Source organism: Endozoicomonas sp. Z74 (assembly GCF_057680865.1).
In genome coordinates, this window is sequence record NZ_JBLYZI010000022.1 from 41,295 (window position 1) to 65,782 (window position 24,488).

Below are 24,488 nucleotides of genomic sequence, written 5' to 3' on the forward strand. Positions count from 1 at the left end.
ATGGCTCGCTTTTATGCTCCATTAACCGGCTTATTTATTTTTGCTCTGGCCAGTGGCTATCTGATGACCCTGGTGCCCCTGAGAATCAATGCCTCTGAAAACAACGACCTTCTGGCGGGCATGCTGGGGGGCATCTACTATCTGGGGCTGCTGGCCGGGTCATTCCGCACGGAGAAAATGGTACGACGCATTGGCCACATTCGCTCCTTTGCCGGTTTCATCGCCCTGCTGAGCGCCTCGGTTCTTAGCCTGGCCCTTTTCGACAATATACTGTTATGGTTCCCTCTGCGTTTTCTTAATGGCATGGCTGTAGCCGGTATTTTTGTGGTGGTGGAGTCCTGGCTGCTCTGTGAAAGCGAAACCGCCAACCGGGGGCGGGTACTGTCTTTCTATATGGTTTCCCTTTATGGCGCTAACGCATTGGGACAATTATTTGTAGGGGTCGTTGACAGTGACACCATGGCCCCCTTTCTATTGATTGGTATTCTCCTGGCACTCTCTGTCTTTCCACCGGTCATGACCAGGATGCCCACCCCTGAAATGGAGGCATCATCCAGTCTGGATCTTCGTAAACTCTATAGCCTAACCCCATCCGGCGTTCTCGGCTGTCTGGCAGGAGGACTGGTATTGGGTGGGCTCTACGCCATGCTGCCCATTTATCTGGCGGACCGAGGTCTTGATGATGATTCTGTGGCCCTGTTCCTGGCAGTGACCATGGCTGGAGGCATGGCGCTACAGTACCCGGTTGGACATCTATCCGACTTTATGGATCGGCGAAAAACACTGGTGATGGTCGCCCTGCTGGGGTGCATCGCCTGCTTTCTTCTGATGATGGTGAATGACAACCCGTGGATTCAACTGACCCTGTTGTTTCTTGTGGGCGGTGCCACGTTTACCCTGTATCCCCTGGCCATCAGCCACGGCTGCGACCACATGCACCCTGACGATATCGTATCCGGTACCCAGGGGTTGTTGCTGGCATACAGTTTTGGAGCCTGTCTTGGGCCGGTTTTCGCTTCAGTGTTTATGAGTCACTTTGCCGAGGGGCTGATGATTTTCTTTATCGGGGCCATGGGAGTGACAGGATTGTTTTTCCTGATACGAATGCGTTCACGCCCGGCTATTTACTCTCTGGATGAACAATCCTTTGTGCCCGTTCCAAGAACCACCCCTGTGGTTGCCCAGATTGATCCCCGCTCAGACACCGAGGAGCTGGATGATCAAGAACAACAGGCCATTTGATCATCCATCCACTCAGCCCTTTTTTCATTGAGCCGAATCGGGCACAGTCGTTATTCATCGGTTCTCAGGTTACCGTCGTTCAGCAGGCCGTTAATGATGTCCGCATCACTGTTGCCATAAATGGAGAGATCGATTCCGTGGAGGTTGACCTTATGCTTGACATCACCATTGGGCGTATCCCGAATTTCCAGGATTGGGTCCGTGGTATTGGCCTGGTCAAAATGGAGGTAATCGGTCAGGTCATTATTTTCCTCACCCACTAGCAGATCCCGGATATCCAGCACATCCCCCTCATCCATATTGAAGTCGGTAATAGTGGTTTCAGCGGGTTCTGACGCCGTGCCAAGGTGATTCAGATCAAACGTATCGGCCCCCTCGTTACCAGTGAGTGTTCCATCATGATTGATAAAGAAGAGGTCATCGCCTTCGCCACCAATCAAAGTACCTGCCCCCTGGGAAGAGCTGTAACTGTAGCCGGCAGGGTGTTCACTGATACTGTTCACAGGGTTTCCTGCCGCGTCTTCCAGACTGGTTCCCCGATAACTGAACTCCAGCTGTTCATCCCCAGTCAGGGCATCCCCCGTGAAGGACACGGTCACGTCCTGCCCATTAACCGTTACATCACTGACAATCCGGCTGCTACCACCCACTTTGATAATAAATTCATTATTACCAGGCTCCCCTTCCAGCGCCTCAGAGAAGCTTAAGGTCAGTTCATTATCCGAAGCCATAGCGGTGGTCAGTTCAGGAACCTTGAGGTCAGATTCGGTCACACTGCCATCCACCAGCTCATCGGTTGTTGCCGGGTTACCCGCAAGGTCACGGATAAACCCTGCCGCAACGGAGATCGTATCGTTGTTGAAATTCCCCCCGGTGCTGTTGGAAATTTGCTCTGCCTTGCTGGTGCTCAACTCAATCACAATACGGTTATTGTCCCAGACCCTGGCGCTTTGAATGTCACTCTTGCTCAAGCTGACCGACTGCGAACCATTGATGTTGTAGCTGAGTTTGCTCCAGTCCAGTACATCGACCAGATCGGTGGTTTCCGCCGAGTGCTGAAGATCCAGAATGTCATAAAATCCAGTACCCTCCAATGCCAACTGACGAATTGACGGGTCATAAAGGGCTTCCAAAATGGTTGACTCAGGGGCTGCAGAGTCAAAGTGGCTGGCAGCAACCGAAAGGGTCATGGTTTCTGTAACCACATTACCGGCAGGATCTGTCACTTTGACCGTTATATCGTGGCTACTGTTCTCTCTGGCGTCGATCAGGCTGGAGTCTGCTATGGTGATCACCCCCGTAGCCGCATCAATACTAAAGCGTCCACCTGCATCATCAACCAGTTCAAACTCATGCGCCTTATCTCCCAGATCCGAATCCTCAACCGCCACACGTCCCACAGCCGTTCCATCTACCGCACTGTCTTTAGCCAAACCATCCACAGAGAACACCTTGCCGTAGACACCGGTACTGCTTCCATCCTGGCCTTGGGATTGCCAGACCGCGGCAATTCGCCCATCCTGCAGCAATGTCAGGTCAGAAATGGTCTGACTATCTGCCAGATGATCATTCAGGATAAAGGGTTCTCCAGATGCTATCTCAGACAGCGCCTGCAGTTCGTCTGCGGAATACGACACAGTTTCATCACTGTTTTCAGGGACCGTGTAGGTTACCACTGACGTGGATGTTGTCTGGCCATCGCTGGTCGTAACGGTTACTTCAGCATCACCACTAAAGCCCTCTTCAGGAACAAACTCAAAATTGCGTTGGTGGGAGATACTGCCTGCAATCGTGAGGCTGCTGGCGGAGTCGCTGGCATCGACAATCTCGTTATTTTCAACCCGAATATCAAAAGCCAGCTCATTGCTCAGGTCTTTGAGGTCTTGTCCTGTTTCAATATCCGCCTGAGTCACTTTTTCATAAGCCATGGTCACATGACCAAGAGACACGTTATTGGTTGCCTGACTACCATCAAAACCACCACCATAAGCATCCTGTTCCTGACCAATGATGGCATAACCTCCTGCACTCATAACGCTTCCCTGCTTCACTGTCTGGGTAGAGAACAGAACACCATTATCAAACGCCTGCATTTCCCCAGTGGCACTATCCCAGCTAAATGTAATGTTATGAGTTTGACCATCATGCATATCGGGTGAGTTGGCAAAAGTGACATCCGAACCAAACAGATTCATGCCAAGAGAGCCATCACTGTTGTTCACAAAAACATTGAGCAGGTTATCCATTGAACTGATCGGAGCCCCGAATACATTTTCCATCCCACCTGAATGAGAACCGGTAGAGGTGTACTCCATCTGGAAAGTAAAGGCATCATACCCTTCCAACCGGGTATCCAGCTCTATACGGTTACTGGTGTCGCCTCCCAGCTCAATAGAGCCTGTATCCACCAAAGCTCCATCGCTACCACTGTATTCAACCTCCGATATAAAGGAAGCATCAAAGCGACGGGCAAAGACTTGAGCCTCTTCTCCAGCATCCGCAGTGGATGTCCAGCTGACCACAAACCCGCCGTCGTCCAAACCGGTGACCTTATGGTTGCTGACATTGTTGTACTCAAATGGCGAAATCTGGAACTCATCGGTCAGAGCCTGACCCTCTGTATCATAACGTCGTCCATAAACCGCCTTTTCGCCACTGTGATTGGAGATCCAGCTAATCAGGTAGCCTCCATCAGGCAGGGTATTTACCTGCACATCATTCTGAGTCCCCCAGGTGCTGTTATTGACCGCGGTTTCAACCAGGGTTTCCCCATCGGCACTGTAATGGCGCAGATACACCCCGTCATCACTGGCCTGGCCTTCTCCGCGACCGTTCCAGACCACCACATAATCCCCGTCGGGCAATCCGGTCGCATCAGGGGTGAACTGGCTATTAACGGAGTAACTGTTGACCTGGAATTGCCCGGTTCCATTGTTATCACTATCAAAGCGCTGGGCAAAGATCCCATGAGAACTGCCATCAAGACTGGTGTCATACCAGTTGACCAGGTATCCCCCATCAGCCAGAGCCGTCACCTCTGGCTGGTTCTGGGTGCCACCAATGGTTTCAAAGAGAGCAAACTCATCCGTTTCAGCAACCCCCTCTTCATTGAAGCGACGCCCGGAAACAGAGTACTTTCCATCCTTGTAGGTTCTCCAGGAAACCAGCACATCACCACTATTTAAAGTAGTGACAGTGGGCATCTCCTGATTGCCCCCGGTGTACTGGTTAATATAAAACTCATCCCCCAGGGGCTGGCCATTGCTATCATGCAGTCTTGCCTTGATGGCATAGCCACTGCCATCCCCGCCATCGGCAAGCTCTGCATCCTGATGCGTCCAGACAGTAAGAAAATGGCCGTTATCCAGCGCAGTCACGACCGGATCAATCTGGCCACTGGCGGTATATTCATGCAGGGCAAACTCATCACTTTCAGCACTGACCATTTTCAGGCTGACTGGTGACCGGTTACCCGGAGCAACATCCACAGTAAACGTCTGGGTTAGGGTATTGCCGCCAGAATCGGTCACTTTCACTGTCAATTCATGCTGGGTACTGTCTTTATAATCAATCAGGTCAGGGTCAGCGACCCGAATCACACCGGTATCCGCATCAATGGTAAAGCGCCCATCCGCATCATCTTCCAGAACAAACTGGTGCTCATCGCCAATATCAGCATCATCCACCTTCACCCGACCAACAGCAGTATCGGCCCCGGCGCTGTCTTTCACCAGACCATCCAGAGCCATTACCTTGCCATAGACACCCCAGCCACTGCCGTCCTGTTTATAAGAGTGCCAGACGGTAGCCACACGTCCATCAGAAAGAACATCCATCTCAGAGGCGTATTGGTTCTCTCCAATATAATCATTAACCTTAAAGGCCTCCCCGGCTGCTTCGCCCTGGGCATCATAACGGCGGGCATACACTTCATGGCTTGCACCATCCACATTGGTGGCCTGCCAACTGCTGATAAATCCACCATCGTCCAGCGCAACGATACCGTAGTTATAATCATGCTCGGATGACTGAACACTGACCTGGAATTCATCGCCCACAGGCTCGCCCTGGGCATTGAATATCCGGGCGTACACATCATAATAACCATCATGATTGGAAGCCCAGCTAATGACATATCCCCCATCGGCCAGGGCAGTCACCTTCGGGTTAGTTTGTTCGCTGGTAATGGTGTTCGTTACCGTTGTTTCAACAAGTGATTCACCATCGGCACTGTAATGACGAAGGTAGACACCTCTATCGCCGGTTTGATCCTCTCCATAGCCATACCAGACCACCACATAACCGCCATCGGCCAGTCCGGCTGTGTCCGGATGGTACTGATGACTCGACGTATAACTATTGACCCTGAATTGACCAAGGCCTTCGTCACTGGCATCAAAGCGCTGTGCAAAAACACCGTAGTTACTGCCATCAAGAGAAGAGTCATGCCAGCTGACCAGATAACCACCATCCGCAAGAGCCGTCACCTCAGTCTCATACTGATGGCTGCCCGCCGATTCAAACAGCGTTATCTCGCCAGTAAGGGCATTACCTTCTTCATCATAGCGACGGCCATACACTCTATAGTTGCTGTTATTTTGATAGGAGGTCCAAGTGACCAGAACCTCTCCATTCGTTAACGTAGTGACTGATGGCTGGTACTGATGAGAATGAGTTGACTGATTAATCTGGAATTCTTCACCTGCGGGCTGTCCATCAGCACCAAATCGCTGGGCCTTAACAGAGTAGTTACTGCCATCACCACCCGCTGATGCACTACCATTCTGATTCACCCAAACAGTGAGGAAACCACCATCATCAAGAGCAGTGATTACCGGCCATGTTTGATCGCCTGATGTGTAGGTATGCAGGGCAAACTCTTCCTCCTCTGCCATCACCAGACTCATAGCCGAAGGTGCCTGATTCCCTTTCGCCACATCAATGGTCAATGTCTGGGTCAGGGTATGCCCGGCACTGTCGGTCACTTTCACTGAAAGGTCATGACTGCTGGCTTCGGTATAATCAAGCAGGTCAGGGTCAACAACTGTGATAACCCCCGTATCTGCATCAATCGCGAACCGGCCACCTGCGTCGTCCACCAGAACAAACTGGTGAGTGTCGCCCATATCCGGGTCGTCCACTTCCACCTGACCCACGGCAGTTCCTGCTACCGTTGTATCGCTTACGACACCTTCAAGGGAGATGACCTTACCGGCAATGCCATATCCATTGCCATCGGATCCATTGGACTGCCAGACAGAAACTATGCGGCCATCGGCCAGTTGCTGCAAGTCGGCGTTATACTGGTGGCTGCCCATGTAATCACTGAGCATAAAGGCATCCCCCACCGCATCACCGCTGGCATCATAACGACGGGCATACACCTCGTGTCCTGCTCCATCTGAATCAGAAGGTGTATACCAGCTGGCCAGGAAGCCTCCATCCTCTAAGCCCAGGACTGAATTAACATAAGAGGCCTGTTCATCAACAAGGAACTCTTCCCCTTGCGCTTCCCCCTCCTCATTAAACACTCTTCCATAAAGCTTGTAGCTGCCATCGTGATTGGATCGCCAGCTAACTACATACCCCCCATCAGCCAGAGCTGAAACTTTTGCCCCATACTGAGTTCCAGAGATCGTAGTACTAACTGTTGCCTCAAATACCGTTTCACCATTAGCATTGTATTGCCTCAGATAAACGCCATCATCACTTGTTTGATCCGAATTGGTTCCGTCCCAGACAATCACATACCCGCCGTTCGAAAGCCCTGCCGCATCTGGGCTATCCTGATGCACCGAGGTATAATCATTGACTTTGAACTGCCCCATACCCTGATCATTGGCATCAAACCGCTGGGCATACACGCCATTATTACTGCCATCCTGACTGGCATCATGCCAAGTGGTCAGATAACCACCATCAGACAATGCTGTCACTTCTGGCTGGTACTGGTGAGAACCAGAGCCCTCATACATAGTGAAGTCACTGGTGAGTGCATTGCCATCCTCATCAAAACGGCGCCCATAAATTCGATACGCGCCAGGGTGGTGAGTAATCCAGGTCACCAGCACATCACCGTTGGAAAGCGTTGTCACCGAAGGATGCTGCTGGTGGCTGGAAGTATTCGCATTAACCTGAAACTCATCACCCACAGGCTGGCCATCTGCATCAAACAACCTGGCTTTAACTGAATAACCATTACCATCCCCTCCAGTCGAAGCCGTAGCATTCTGATTAGTCCAGACACTCATAAAGCCACCACTCTCCAGTGCCGTTGTGAGCGGTTCTGTCTGGTTGCCCGTTGTATTCTGATTGACGGCAAACTCATCACTTTCCACCCGCCCAAGACTCAGGCTGGCCGGGGCCCGGTTACTGGGGGCTACATCGATAGTAAAGGTCTGGGTAAGGGTGTTCCCGGCGCTGTCAGTCACTTTCACTGACAGCTCATGGCTGGTGTCTTCCTGGTAATCAATCAGGTCAGGATCGGCAACCGTAATCACACCGGTATCCGCATTAATGGTAAAGCGGCCACCGGCATCATCGACCATGGCAAACTGGTGCTCATCGCCCAGATCCGGATCATCAACTTTCACCTGGCCAACGGCGGTATCGGCAACAGCATTGTCTTTAACCAGGCCATCCAGGGTCATTAACTTGCCGTACACGCCCCAGTCACTGCCATCCTCTTTATAAGAATGCCAGACCGCTGCTACACGGCCATCGGCCAGTACTTCAAGCTGAGAGGCGTACTGGTTATCACCGATGTAATCGTTGACTTTAAATGGCTCTCCAACCGCTTCACCACCACTGTCATAACGACGGGCATACACTTCATTACTGGCACCATCAGCATTGGAGTACCAGGTCGAAATAAACCCACCGTCGTCCAGTCCTATCACGTCATAGGTATACTCATGAATTGCCGATTGTGTGCTTAACTGAAACTCATCTCCCTGAGGCTCACCCTGAGCATTAAATACCCGGGCATAAACGTCGTAATAGCCATCATGGTTGGATGACCAGCTCACCACATAACCACCATCAGCGAGAGCAGACACTTTGGCATGAATCTGTTCACTGGTAATGGTATTGCTGACCGCTGTTTCTAACAGGGTTTCACCATTGGCACTGTATTGGCGCAAGTACACACCATTGTTGCCGGTTTGATCTGCTCCCCGCCCCTGCCAGACCACCACATAACCACCGTCTGCAAGACCGGCTGTATCAGGCCAGTTCTGGGTACTGCTGGTATAACTGTTTACCCTGAACTGCCCCTGACCTTCATCATCTCCATTAAATCGCTGAGCAAAGACCCCATAATTATCTCCATCCAGCGAAGAGTCCTGCCAGCTGACCAGATAACCGCCATCTTCCAGGGCAGTAACATCCGTTTCATACTGATGGCTGCCAGCTCCTTCAAACAACGTGAACTCACCACTGAGGGCATTGCCTTCATCATCAAAGCGGCGGCCGTAGACCCGATAGTTGGCATTATTCTGATAAGAGGTCCAGGTCACCAGCACATCGCCATTGGTTAAGGTGGTTACTGAAGGCTGATATTGATGGTGATAAGTGGACTGATTAATCTGGAACTCATTTCCTGCAGGCTGCCCATCGGCATCAAACCGCTGGGCTTTTACTGAATAATTACTGCCATCCCCACCCGTAGAAGCACTGCCATTTCTGTTCGTCCAGACAGAAATAAACCCACCGTCGTCCAAAGCAGTAATAACCGGGTGAACCTGCCCCCCGGAGGTGAAGGTATGCAACGCAAAGGCGTCCGACTCCACTCTTTCCAGGCTCATACTGGTCGGTGCCTGGTTACTGGGAGCTACATCGATAGTTAATGTCTGAGTCAGCGTGTGTCCGCTGCTGTCCGTTACCTTAATAGAAAGGTCATGGCTGGTGTCTTCGGAGTAATCAATCTGGCCAGGATCTGCCAGAGTAATCACCCCGGTATCCGCATCAATAGCAAAGCGTCCATCGGCATCATCCACCAGTACAAACTGGTGCTGGTCATCCAGATCAGGATCATCCACTTTCACTCTGCCAACCACTGTGTCAGCGGCTGCATTATCTTTCACTACCGTATCCAGCGATAGCAGCCGGCCATAGATGCCGTAACCACTACCGTCCTGGTTATTGGACTGCCATACCGCAGCCACCTTGCCATCAGCCAGTTGCTGAAGCTGGGCATTATACTGATGGCTGTTGATATAATCGTTTATCCGGAAGGCGTCCCCAGCCGCTTCACCATCAGCGGTATAGCGTCTTCCATAAGCTTCATGGTTTGCCCCATCCGCATCACCGGTAAACCAGCTCACCATAAAGCCGCCGTCATCCAGTGTAATAATATCGGTGGTATAGTCATGGTCAGCGGAGTGATGGCTAATCTGGAATTCATCACCTACAGGCTGACCCTGGTCATTAAAGATCCTTGCATAAACATCGTAATAGCCATCATGGTAGGACGACCAGCTGACAACATAGCCGCCATCGGCAAGATCAGCTACTTTGGGCCGATTCTGAGTACTGGAGAGGGTATTGCTGACCGTTGTCTCAAGCAGTGTTTCACCGTCAGCACTGTACTGGCGAAGATAAACGCCATCGTCACCGGTCTGATCTGCTCCACGACCTTGCCAGACAATGACATAGCCCCCATCAGACAAGCCAGCAGTATCAGGATCTGATTGGCTATTGGTCGTATAACTATTAACCCGGAACTGCCCAGATCCTTCATCATCAGCATTAAACCGCTGAGCATAAACACCATTGCTACTACCATCCTGGCTGTTATCGTGCCAACTGACAATGTATCCCCCATCCTCAAGGGCACTAACCTCACTTTGATACTGACTACTGCCCGCACTTTCAAACAGGGTGATTTCATCCCCCTGGGCATTACCATCCGCATCAAAGCGACGACCATAAACTCGATAGGTACTGTTATTCTGTAACGAACTCCATGTCACCAGCACATCACCATTGGCTAATGTCGTTGTAGAAGGCTGGAGTTGGTGGTGATATGTCGTCTGGTTAACCTGAAATTCATACCCAAGCTTGTCCCCATTGGCATCAAAGCGCTGGGCTTTCAGAGAGTAGTTACTGCCATCACCGCCCGTCGATGCGGTGGCATTCTGGTTCACCCAGATGGTGATGAAACCACCGTCCTCAAGGTAAGTAATGACAGGATCCGTCTGGCTGCCGGTTTTATTGTAATTAATGACAAACTCATCACCAGCCACCGTTTCCAGGCTGAGGCCTGTGGGGGCATGGCTACTGGGAGCGACTTCAATAGTGAGGGTCTGTGTCAGGGTGTGTCCGGCGCTGTCAGTAACCTTGACACTTAATTCATGTCGAGGATCTTCGCTGTGATCAATCTGGTCAGGGTCAGCCAGAGTAATTACCCCGGTATCAGCATCAATGGCAAAACGTCCATCAGCATCATCCACCAACAGGAACTGATGTTCATCCCCCATATCCGGATCATCCACCAGCACCTTGCCTACTTCTGTTCCAGCCCCAGCCCCTTCTTTCAGCAAGCCATCCAGAGCCAGCACCTTGCCGTAAACACCGTAGCCACTCCCATCCTGACCACTGGACTGCCAGACAGCCACCACCCGACCATCCGCCAGCACCTGAAGCTGAGAAGCATACTGATTATTGCCACTGACATCATTTAACCGGAATGGCTCACCAGCAGCCTCACCTTCTGAATCATAACGGCGAGCATAGGCTTCATTACCACTGCCATCAGCATTTGCAGCTTGCCAGGTAGCGATAAACCCGCCATCATCCAGCGCAATAACATCTGTACTGTAATCATGGCCTGCGTCCTGGGTACTGATCTGGAATTCATCCCCCTGAGGCTCGCCGTGAACATTAAACTGCCGGGCATAGACATCGTAGTAGCCATCATGATAGGACGACCAGCTGACTACATAGCCGCCATCAACAAGAGCTGTCACTTTGGCATTGTTCTGCGTACTGGCCACAGAGTTACTAACTGTCATTTCAACCAGGGTTTCACCATCTGCACTGTACTGGCGTAAATAAACACCATCATCACTGGTCTGATCCGCCCCACGCCCTTTCCAGACAACAACATAGCCACCACCAGCAAGTCCTGCTGCATCAGAAGAGTCCTGGGCGTTTGAGGTATAACGGTTAACTCTGAATTGTCCCTGCCCCTCATCACTGGCATTAAAACGCTGCGCAAATACACCGTGACTACTGCCATCCAGACTGGTGTCGTACCATGTGGCTAGATACCCCCCATCGGCCAAGGCTGTTACCTCAGGTTGATACTGTTGGGTGCCTGCACTTTCAAACAAAGTAAACTCATTGCTCAGAGCATTGCCATCTTCATCGTAACGCCTTCCATAAATTCGATAGCTCCCTGACTGGCTAGAAGTCCATGTCACCAGCACCTCACCATTCGTCAGAGTGGTTACCGAAGGGCTCTGCTGGGTATAGGTCACGCCCTGATTGATCTGAAACTCATTGCCCTGGGGTTGCCCATCAGCATCAAATACTCTGGCTTTGACGGAATAACTGCTGCCATCACCGCCAGTGGAAGCCGTAGCATTTCTGTTGGTCCAGACAGACAGGAAGCCGCCGTTTTCCAGAGCGGTCACTACTGGCTCCACCTGATCTCCAGTGGTAGCGGTATGAAGCGCAAACTCTTCTCCTTCAGAAATGGCCAGGCTCAGGCTGGCCGGAGCCCGATTGCTGGGTGCCACATCAATGGTCAGGGTTTGCGTCAGGGTATTACCAGCACTGTCTGTCACTTTTACAGACAAGTCATGGCTGGTATCTTCGCCATAGTCAATCAAGGCTGGATTAGCAACACTGATCACACCGGTGTTGGCATCGATGGCAAAACGTCCACCCGCACTGTCTTCCAGCAGGAACAGGTGCTCATCATTCATATCCGGGTCATTGACCTCGACCCGACCCACGGCTGTGCCAGCACCCGCACTGTCCTTAACCATGCCATCCAGTGCCAGCACCTTGCCGTATACACCCCAGCCATTGCCATCCTGGTTGTATGAGTGCCAGACAGCGGCTATGCGACCATCAGCCAATGTTTCCAGTTTTGGCCATTCCTGACTATTATCCATGTACTCGTTGAGCTGGAAACTGTCTCCAATGGCCTCGCCATCGGCATTATAGCGGCGTGCATATACCTCGTAGCTGTTGCCACCGGCTACACTGGCATGCCAGGTAACCATAAACCCACCGTCGTCCAACGCAATAATATCTTTATTGTATTCATGGTCAGAGGACTGGCTGCTGATTTTAAATTCATCGCCAACAGGTTCACCTTTTGAATCAAAGGTTCGCCCATACACATCGTAATAACCAACATGATTGGATGACCAACTCACCACATAACCGCCATCCGCAAGCGCTGTGACGGTTGCGTTCTGCTGGCTGCTGGTAATCGTATTACTGACTGTGGTTTCAACGATGGTTTCACCGTCGGCACTGTATTGCCGGATATAAACCCCATCATTACCAGTCTGGTCAGCACCGGGCCCATGCCAGGCAATAACGTAGCCACCGTCAGCCAGGCCTGCTGTGTTGGGCCAGGCTTGAGAACCGCTTGTATAGCGGTTTACCTGAACCTGGCCCTGCCCTTCATCGTCCGCATTAAAGCGCTGGGCAAAAATACCATTACTGCTGCCATCCAGGCTTGAGTCATACCAGCTGACCACATAACCTCCATCCTCCAAAGCACTGATGTCTGGCCAGTATTCATGGCTGCCACTGCTTTCAAACAGAGCCATATCATCGGTTTGCGCTGCACCATTTTCATCAAACCGCCTTCCATAAACCCGGTAGGCGCCACCATGATGGGAAGACCAGGTCACCAGCACATCACCGTTACTTAATGTGGTGGTCGTGGTATAACGCTGGGTACTGGACGTGTTCTGGTTAATCAGAAACTCACTGCCCTGGGGCTGACCATCCGCATTAAATAACTGAGCTTTGATGGAATAACTGCTACCATCTCCGCCCGTAGAGGCAGTGGCATTACGATTGGTCCAGACTGTCAGGAACCCACCATTATCCAGTGCGGTAACATCCGGATGCACCTGATCACCGGATGCAAAGGTGTGCAGGGCAAACTCATCGGACTCCACCATCGACAGACTTAAGCTGACCGGTGCCTTGTTGCCCTGAGCAACATCAATGGTCACTGTCTCGGAGAAGGTATGGCCTGCACTGTCTGTTACCTGAACCGTCAACTCATGGCTGGAGTCATCGCTGTAATTAATCAACGCAGGGTTTGCGATGGTAATCACACCGGTATTGGCATCAATGGTAAAGCGACCGCCCGCACTATCGGTCAACAGGAACTGGTGCTCATCCCCAAAATCAGGATCATCCACTTTCACCTTGCCAACGGCTACTCCAGCCCCGGCATTGTCATTAACCGTGCCATCCAGTGACAATATTTTTCCGTAGACACCCCAGCCGTTGCCATCCCCGGTGGCGGAGTGCCAGACGGCGGCTACCCGGCCATCGGCCAGCTGTTCAAGCTGGGCGTTCTCCTGGTCAGACCTGATTTCATCATTCAGCCGGAAAGCAACTCCCATAGCTTCGCCATCCGCATTATAACGACGGGCATAGACCTCATCACCAGCACCGTCAGCATTACTGGCATACCAGCTGACCATAAAGCCGCCGTCGCTTAATGAAATAACTTCTCTGGCATACTCGTGCTCACCGGATTGAGAGGTAATCTGGAATTCATTCCCTTGCGGTTCACCCTGGGCATTGAATTGACGGGCATAAACATCGTAATAACCGCCATTCTTCGAAGACCAGCTCACCACATAACCACCATCATCCGTAGCCGTGATTTTCGGGTAAGCCTGGTCACTGGCAATGGTGTTACTGACAGGCATTTCCACCAGGGTCGAACCATCAGCACTGTAGTGACGGAGGTAGACACCATAATCTCCTGTCTGGCCAGTACCATAACCATGCCACACCACCACATAACCACCATCAGACAATCCGGCAGTATCCGGGTCACTCTGGGTACTACTGGTATAACGGTTAACACGGAACTGTCCCTGCCCCTGGTCATTGGCATCAAACCGCTGAGCAAATACACCGTGACCGCTGCCATCAAGGCTCGCATCATGCCAGGTGGTCAGATAGCCCCCGTCCGCTAAAGCCGTAATTTCAGGCTGATACTGGTGGGTACCGGAACTTTCAAACAGAGCTATTTCACCTCCCAGCGCATTGCCATCCTCATCAAAACGACGCCCGTAAACTCGATAGGCTCCCGGATGATAGGATGTCCAGGTCACCATGACATCGCCATTGGCCAGGGTGGTGACTGAGGGTTGATATTGAGTGCTGGAAGTTCCCACATTCACTTGAAACTCATTGCCTGTGGGCTGGCCATCGGCATTAAAAAGCCTGGCCTTGATGGAATAACTGCTGCCATCGCCCCCCGTAGAAGCAGTGGCATTATGGTTGGTCCAAACCGAGAAGAAGCCGCCATTTTCAAGGGAGGTGATCATTGGGTTCAGCTGGGAACCCGTGGTGTAGGTATGCAGGGCAAACTCTTCACTCTCAACCATTTCCAGACTGATACCGGCAGGGGCCCGGTTGCCCGGAGCTACATCAATGGTAAGCGTCTGACTAAACGTATTACCAACACTGTCACTGACCTGAACCGATACCTCATGGCTTGTGCCGTCGCCATAATCAATCAGATTTGGATTGGCAACCGTGATCACACCGGTATTGGCATCAATGGCAAAGCGTCCACCAGCATTATCAGTGAGCAGGAACATATGCTGGTCTTCAAGGTCAGGGTCATCCACTTTTACCTGCCCCACCGGGGTCCCTGAGCCAGCACTGTCTTTAACCAACCCGTCCAGTGTCAGCACCTTGCCGTAAGTTCCAAAACCACTGCCATCCTGCCCCTCTGAATGCCAGGCAGCCACTACCCGACCATCTGCCAATGCTGCCAACTGAGGAAACGTCTGATTTCCTCCCATATAATCATTTAACCGGAAACTTTCTCCCGCAGCCTCCCCATCCGAATGGTAACGGCGGGCGTACACCTCATTACTGGCATTCTCATCATTAGCATGCCAGGTAACCATAAATCCGCCGTCGTCCAACGCAATAATGTCATTATTGTATTCATGGTCAGAGGCCTGGCTGCTGATCTGGAACTCATCTCCGACCGGTTCACCCCCGGCATCATATACCCGGGCATAAACATCATAATAACCGTCATGATTGGATGACCAACTGACCACATACCCTCCATCAGCCAGTGCGACGACTTCCGGGTCAATCTGGTCATTGGTCAACGTATTGTTGACTGTGGTTTCAACCAGAGTCTCACCATCCGCACTGTACTGTCTCAGATAAACCCCGTAGTTATTGGTCTGGCCTTCACCGCGCCCCATCCAGACGACGACATAACCGCCATCAGCAAGCCCTGCCGTGTCTGGATAATGCTGACTGTCGGCGGTATACCGATTCACCTGGAACTGGCCAAGGCCATTATTCTCCGCATCAAAACGCTGGGCATAAATGCCGTTACTACTGCCATCAAGGCTGGAGTCATACCAACTGACAATATACCCGCCATCTTCCAGGGCACTGACTTCCGGCCAGTATTCAGCAGACCCACTGCTTTCAAACAGAACAAAGTCATTGGTCTGGGCCACCCCGTTTTCATCAAACCGACGCCCATAGACTCGATAAGAACCGCTGTGAGCAGAAGACCATGTCATCAACACATCGCCATCGGCCAGCGTGGTGACCGATGGGTAACGCTGGGTACTGCTGGTATTCTGGTTCACCAGAAATTCCCCACCCACAGGTTGCCCATCTGCATCAAACAGCCTTGCTTTCACAGAATAACTACTGCCATCACCGCCAGTGGAAGCTGTGGCATTGCGGTTGGTCCAGACACTGATAAAGCCACCATTATCCAGCCCGGTCACCACTGGATAGACCTGATCACCCGTGGTGTAGGTATGCAGCGAAAACTCATCACTGTCCACCATGCCCAGACTTATCCCAACAGGCGCCTGATTACCCCTTGCAACGTCAATGGTCATGGTCTGCGTCAGCGTATGACCGGCACTGTCGGTCACTTGCACAGAGACTTCATGACTGGTGTTCAACCGATAATTAATCAGGTTCGGGTTAGCAACACTGATAACGCCGGTATCGGAATCGATCATAAACCGGCCACCGGCGTTATTGGTCAGGGCAAACTGATGGGTGTCTCCCATATCCGGGTCATCCACCTCCACCTGGCCAACAGCGGTTCCGGCAGCAGCTGTTTCCTTAACGGTTCCTTCAAGGGCGATTACCTTGCCGCCAATACCATAACCACTGCCATCCAGACCATTAGAGTTCCAAACACCGACCACCCGGCCGTCCACCAACTGTGCCAGCTGAGAGTTATTCTGGTGGCTGCCCATGTAGTCATTGAGCATAAACTGCTCACCTACCGGGTCACCATTGACATCAAAACGACGGGCGTAGGTTTCAAAATCGGCACCATCAGTATGATTTACTGTCCAGCTCACCATAAAGCCGCCGTCATCCAGTGCCAGAATGGATTTATTCCAGCTCTCCACGGCGGCCTGATCATTCACCAGGAACTCATCACCAGTGGCTTCTCCCTCGTCATTGAAAATTCGGGCGTAAACCTGATAATTACCATCATGGTTAGACACCCAACTGGCAACATAGCCGCCCTCTACCAGGGCACTCACCTGCACATGGTTCTGTGTCCCCGATATACTGCTGCTGATCACACTTTCAGCAATGGTTTCCCCGTTACTGTTGTATTGCCTCAGATAAACACCATCCTCATCGGCCTGATCGGCCCCCCGACCATTCCAAGCCACAACAAAACCACCGTCTGATAATCCTGCGACATCCGGCGTATGCTGACCATTAGTTGTATAATCATTGACCCGGAACTGTCCCATACCCTGATCATTGGCATCAAACCGCTGGGCGAAAACACCGCTATAGCTACCATCTAAATCGCTATCATGCCATGCAGCCAGATAACCACCATCGGATAGCGCAGTTATTTCAGGCTGATACTGGTGAGAACCAGACCCCTCATACATAGTGAATTCACCGGTCAGGGAATTACCATCCTCATCAAAGCGACGGCCATAAATGCGATAAGACCCACCGTGATGGGTAACCCAGGTCGCCAATACATCGCCATTTGCAAGTGTGGTGACTGATGGGTGTTGCTGAGAACTCGCTGTGCTGGCATTGACCAGAAATTCATTACCCACCGGCTGCCCATCTGCATCAAACACCCGGGCTTTCACGGAGTAACTGTTACCATCCCCACCAGTAGCTGCCGTGGTATTCTGGTTGACCCAGACACTCATAAAGCCACCATTTTCCAGAGCCGTTACCACTGGCTGGTCCTGGCTACCAGTGGTGTTCTGGTTTACAGTAAACTCATCACTTTCGACCCGCCCCATGGTCAGGCTGGCCGGTGCACGGTTGCTGGGTGCTACGTCAATGGTAAAGGCCTGGGTCAGAGTATGGCCGGCACTGTCAGTCACTTTTACAGACAACTCATGACGGGTGTCTTCGTGGTAATCAATCAGGTCAGGATCCGCAACAGTGATCACACCGGTATTGGCATCAATGGTGAAACGGCCACCCGCATCATCTACCATTGCAAACTGATGTTCATCCCCCAGATCCGGGTCGTCCACTTTCACCTGACCAACAGCAGTATCAGCAATGGCATTGTCTTTAACCAGACCATCCAGGGTCATTAACTTGCCGTAAGCACCATAATTACTGCCATCTTGCTTATTCGAACTCCAGACTACAGCGACACGACCATCAGCCAGTACTGTCAGCTCAGAACCAAACTGATTGTCACCGATATAATCATTTACTTTAAAAGCATCACCGACCGCTTCACCATCAGCATTGTAGCGACGGCCATAGATCTCCCCACTGGCACCATCAGCATTATTTGCCTTCCAGGTTGAAATGAAGCCACCATCATCCAGCCCATTCACATCATAGGCATAATCATTTTCTGCTGACTGGGTGCTCAACTGGAATTCATCACCTTGTGGTTCACCCTGGGCATTAAAGATCCGGGCATAAACATCGTAGTAACCATCATGGTTTGAAGACCAGCTCACTACATAACCACCGTCGGCCATTGCTGATACCCTGGCATAAGATTGATGACCCGATATGGTGTTACTTACAGGCGTTTCCAGCAGAGTTTCACCATTGGCACTGTACTGCCGCAGGTATACGCCATTATCACCAGCCTGATCAGCACCACGGCCTTCCCAAACGACAACATAGCCACCATCTGCTAAACCTGCCGCCTCCGGTGAATTCTGAGTGCTACTGGTATAACTGTTAACACGGAACTGTCCTAAGCCCTGATCATCAGCATCAAAGCGTTGTGCAAAAACCCCGTAATTATCTCCATCCAGTGAATTATCTTCCCAGCTAACCAGATAACCACCATCTTCCAGTGCTGTAATATCTGTGTCGTATTGATGACCTCCAGCTGACTCAAACAAGGAGAACTCACCACCCAAAGCATTCCCTTCACTATCAAACCGGCGACCATAAACACGCCAGCTGGAACCCGATTGGTAAGATTGCCATGTTACCAGTACATCCCCATTACTCAGGGTGGTAACAGAGGGATGAGACTGTGATTGCGTAGTCGACTGGTTAATCAGGAATTCATTACCTACCGGTTGTCCCTCAGCATCAAACCGCTGTGCCTTCACAGAATAATTACTACCATCGCCTCCTCCAGAAGTACTGCTATTCTCGTTAGTCCATATAGTAATAAAGCCACCATCATCCAGTGAGCTGATGACCGGTGACAGCTGGTCATCAACAGTATGGATACTCAACGCAAATTCATCCGACTGAATCATCTCCAGGCTCATACTGGCTGGTGCCCTATTACTAGGCGTAACATCAATAGCAAACGTCTGGATAATGGTATGGCCTTTACTGTCTGTCACCTGAACCGAGACTTCATGACTAACATCTTCGCTGTAATCAATCAGGGCAGGGTTGCCAACACTGATTACACCGGTGTTAGCATCAATGGCAAAGCGGCCACCGGCATTGTCCGTTAACAGGAAGGTATGCTGGTCATCAAGATCCGGGTCATCTACTTTTACCATGCCCACGGCTGTCCCGGAACCGGCCGTTTCTTTTACGATTCCATCCAGTGCCAGCACCTTGCCGTAAATGCCATAACCACTACCATCCTGCCCACTGGACTGCCAGGCAGCAACAACTCTACCATCATCCAGCTGAGTTAAGTTCGGCTGACTCTGCGCGCCGCCAATATAATCATTCAACCGGAAAGCCTCGCCAACAGCCTCACCTTCTGCATTAAATCGGTGAGCATAAGCCTCATAATCAGCGCCGTCTGCATAGCGGGTATTCCAGGAGGCTATAAACCCACCGTCATCCAGAGCAATAATATCCTTATTAGAAACACTGCTTGAAAATGGACTGACACGGAACTCCTCACCAACAGGTTCGCCTTCAGCATCAAACTGACGGGCATAAATCGCTTTTTCATCCTCGTGCCCAGACTCCCAGCTGACAACATACCCTCCACCCGGCAACGATGTTACAACGGGATCGTATTGACCAGATGTTAAAGTATTGCTAATCGTCGCTTGCTTAACAGTCTCTCCGTTTGCATTAAATTGACGCAAATACACACCATAATCCCCAGTCTGATCTGCCCCATAGCCTCGCCAGACTATGACATAACCACCATCAGGCAGCCCTGTGGTATTCGGCATATTCTGAGCATCAGATGTGTAATCATTAACTTTAAACTGCCCTAAGCCATTATTGTCTGAATCAAAGCGCTGAGCATAGACACCGCTACTGCTGCCATCCTGAGAACTGTCATACCAACTGACAATATAACCACCGTCTTCAAGTGCACTGACTTCAGGCACATATTGATCACTTCCACTGCTTTCGAATAATTGAATATCACCTGTTTGGGCAACACCATTCTCATCGAACCGTCGCCCATAAATCCGGTAACTTCCACCGTGTTGAGAAGACCATGTCACCAAAGCATCACCATCCGCGAGGGTGGTTACCGAAGGGTAGCGCTGGTTACTGGATGTGTTTTGGTTAACCGTAAACTCACTTCCCTGGGGCTGGCCATCGGCATCAAACAAGCGAGCTTTCAGGGAGTAGCCACTGCCGTCACCACCCGTTGTGGTACTGGTATTCGAGTTTTCCCAAACACTGATAAAACCACCATTAGCCAGCGAAGCAACTACCGGATTATACTGACTACCAGCCGTAAAGGTATTTAATGCAAACTCTTCACTGTCTGCCATTTCAAGGCTCAGCCCAGTCGGTACATGACTGCTTGGAGCAACATCAATGGTAAAGGTCTGAGTCAGGGTATGGCCCGCACTATCAGTGATTTGGACGGAAACCTCATGACTGGCATTTTGCTTGTAATTGATCAAGGCAGGGTTGGCAACAGAAATGGCCCCAGTACTGGCATCAATGGTAAAGCGCCCTCCCGCACTATCGGTCAACAGGAAGGTGTGCTCGTCATTGATATCTGGATCATCCACCTGAATACGGCCAACCGAAGTACCGGCCGCGGCACTGTCCTTAACCACCCCATCAAGGGCCATGATCTTGCCGTAAATACCGTAACTACTGCCATCCTGGTTATTGGAATGCCAAACTGCAGCAACCCTGCCATCAGGCATCAGTTGCAGCTGGGCATTGCTCTGGTGCCCGCCCACATAATCATTTAACTGGAACGTTTCTCCGGCCGCTTCTCCCTGTGCATTGAAGCGCCTGGCATAAACTTCATTATCCCCCCCGGTACTGATATTCCAGCTAGCCATAAACCCGCCATCATCCAGGGCAATAATATCAGTGGCATATTCATGATTGTCCGAGTGGCTACTGACCAGGAATTCGTCCCCTTGAGCTTCACCCTGAGCATTAAATACTCGAGCATAAATATCGTAATAGCCTTCCTGATTTGAATTCCAGCTGACAACATAATCACCATTGGTGAGTGCCGTAACCTTGGCATTCCTCTGGCTACTGGAAAGGGTACTACTGACAGTGGTTTCAACCACTGTCTCACCTTGGGCGTTATAGTGGCGCAGATAGACCCCTTCATCACCGGTTTGGTCAGCCCCTCGACCGTGCCAGACGACAACGTATCCACCGTCAGCCAGCCCAGCTGAATCAGGATAATACTGGTCATTTGTTGAGTATCGATTGACCTGGAACTGTCCCAGCCCTTGATCATTGCTATCAAAACGCTGGGCATAAACACCATAACTGCTACCATCAAGTGATCCATCATGCCAGCTGACAATATATCCACCATCCGGCAGTGCTGACACCTCTGATATTCCTTGAGCACTGCCAGCACTTTCAAACAGAGTAAACTCGCTACCAAGGGCATTACCCTCATCGTCATATCGACGGCCGTAGACCAGGTAAACTCCAGATTGGTTGGAAGTCCAGGTGACAAGCACATCACCGTTGGTCAGACTAGTAATAGACGTGTTTTGCTGGGCATTAGTGGAAGTCTGGTTAATCCTGAACTCGCTGCTTTGCGGTTGACCATCGGCATCGAACAGTCGGGCATTGATAGAGTAACTACTGCCATCCCCACCGGTTGAGGTAGAAGCATTCTGATTGGTCCAGACACTCATAAAGCCCCCATTGTCAAGAGCGGTAATAACCGGGTCAACCTGGCTACCCACAGTGAAAACATTCAGGGCAAACTCGTCTCCATCATCCATTACCATGCTCATGCTGGTTGGTGCCTGATTATCCTGACTAACGTCAATGGTTAACGTCTGGGTCAGGGTATGACCGGCACTGTCGGTCACTTTCACAGACAGGTCATGACTGGTATCGTCGCTATAATCAATCAGGACTGGATTCGCGACACTGATAACCCCTGTATCTGCATCAATCATGAATCGCCCACCGGCATCATCCACCAGGGCAAACTGATGGCTATCAGCAAGGTCTGGGTCATCAACGTTTACTTGTCCGACTACCGCACCAGCAGCAGCCGTTTCCTTAACAGCCCCTTCCAGACTGATCACCTTCGCGGCGATGCCATACCCATTACCGTCCAGCCCATTAGACTCCCAAACCCCAACAATGCGACCATCGGCAAGCTGTTCCAGTTTGGAGTCATTCTGATTGCTGCCTATGTAATCATTAAGCATAAAGGACTCACCAACAGGCTCACCACTAGCATCAAAGCGACGGGCATAGGTTTCATTATCTGCACCATCGGAATTTGAGGTTGTCCAACTAACCAGAAAACCGCCGTCTTCCAGCCCCAGAATTGAGCGGTTATAGGAGCCTGTTGATTCCATATCACTGACCAGAAAGTCATCTCCCTGAGCATTCCCCTGGGCATCAAAGATCCGTGCATACACGTTGTATTGCCCATCATGGCTCGTGGACCAACTGGCAACATAACCTCCATTTTTCAAGGCACTGACCTGCACCTCATATTGTGTACCTGAAATATTGCTGCTAATGGTAATATCAGCGATAACTTCGCCACTGCTGCTATATTGCTTCAGATAAACACCATCATCGCCCGTTTGATCCGAGTTCCGCCCATTCCATGCAATAACATAACTGCCATCGGCAAGGCCCACAGCATCGGGGGTATACTGGCTATTGGTGGTGTAATCATTAACCCGGAATTGCCCCATACCCTGATTGTCAGCATCAAACCGCTGGGCATAAACACCATTGCTACTACCATCCTGACTGTTATCATGCCAGGTAGTCAGGTAGCCTCCATCTGCCAGAGCTGTTACTTCGGGCTGATATTGATGAGACCCGGAGCCTTCGTACATGGTGAAGTCACCGGTTAGAGCATTGCCATCCTCATCAAAGCGACGCCCGTAAATCCGATAAGCTCCAGGATGGTGAGTGATCCAGGTGACCAGCACATCACCATTGGACAAAGTCGTCACCGAAGGTTGCTGTTGGGCACTGGACGTATTGGCATTAATCTGAAACTCATTACCAACCGGTTGACCATCGGCATCAAACACCCGTGCTTTCACTGAGTAATTGTTACCATCACCACCGCTCGAAGCCGTGGCATTCTGGTTAGTCCAGACGGTCATGAAGTTACCGTTATCCAGAGCGGTCACTACCGGATCCACCTGACTGCCAGTGGTATATTGGTTAACCGTAATTTCTTCGCTTTCGACCCGGCCAAGACTTAAGCTGGCTGGAGCCCTGTTGCTGGGAGCCACATCAATAGTGAAGGTCTGGGTCAGGGTATTACCGGCACTGTCTGTCACATTGACGGACAGCTCATGGGCGCTGGTATCGTAGTAGTCGATCAGGTCAGGGTCAGCAACGGAAATCACCCCGGTATTGGCATCAATGGTAAAGCGGCCACCGGCGTCATCGACCAGAGCAAACTGGTGCTCATCGCCCAGATCCGGGTCATCGACCTTTACCTTACCCACGGCAGTATCAGCAGCGGCATTGTCCTTGACCAGACCATCCATGGACATCAGCTTGCCGTATACCCCCCAGTCACTGCCATCTTCTTTATAGGAATGCCAGACCGCTGCTACACGGCCATCGGCCAGTACTTCAAGCTGAGAGGCGTACTGGCTATCACCGATGTAATCGTTGACTTTAAATGGCTCTCCAACCGCTTCACCACCACTGTCATAACGACGGGCATACACTTCATTACTGGCACCATCAGCTTCAGCTGCTTGCCAGGTACTGATGAAACCTCCATCGTCAAGCCCGATCACATCATAGGTATATTCATGGGTCGCCGATTGTGTGCTTAACTGGAACTCATCTCCCTGAGGTTCACCCTGGGCATTAAAAATCCGGGCATAAACGTCGTAATAGCCATCATGGTTGGATGACCAGCTCACCACATAACCACCATCAGCGAGAGCAGACACTTTGGCATGAATCTGTTCACTGGTAATGGTATTGCTGACCGCTGTTTCTAACAGGGTTTCACCATTGGCACTGTATTGGCGCAAGTACACACCATTGTTGCCGGTTTGATCTGCTCCCCGCCCCTGCCAGACCACCACATAACCACCGTCTGCAAGACCGGCTGTATCAGGCCAGTTCTGGGTACTGCTGGTATAACTGTTTACCCTGAACTGCCCCTG

Annotated in this window: 2 protein-coding genes; one reads left to right on the forward strand and one right to left on the reverse strand. The window is 51.2% G+C overall.

The features are described from left to right. The gene (locus tag ACNRUY_RS08845; protein WP_488111289.1) at positions 1-1,242 is read left to right on the forward strand and encodes an MFS transporter; all 1,242 of its coding nucleotides are present in this window, start codon (positions 1-3) and stop codon (positions 1,240-1,242) included. Positions 1,243-1,292: 50 nt separating this feature from the next. On the opposite strand, the gene ACNRUY_RS08850 is transcribed toward ACNRUY_RS08845, so the two are convergent. Beyond that, the gene (locus ACNRUY_RS08850; RefSeq protein ID WP_488111290.1) at positions 1,293-24,353 is read right to left on the reverse strand and encodes a cadherin domain-containing protein; all 23,061 of its coding nucleotides are present in this window, start codon (positions 24,351-24,353) and stop codon (positions 1,293-1,295) included. Positions 24,354-24,488: the final 135 nt, after the last annotated feature.

Excerpts from the sequence above, each read along its gene's own strand:
- ACNRUY_RS08845 (WP_488111289.1), top strand. The coding sequence starts at position 1 with ATGGCTCGCTTTTATGCTCCATTAACCGGCTTATTTATTTTTGCTCTG.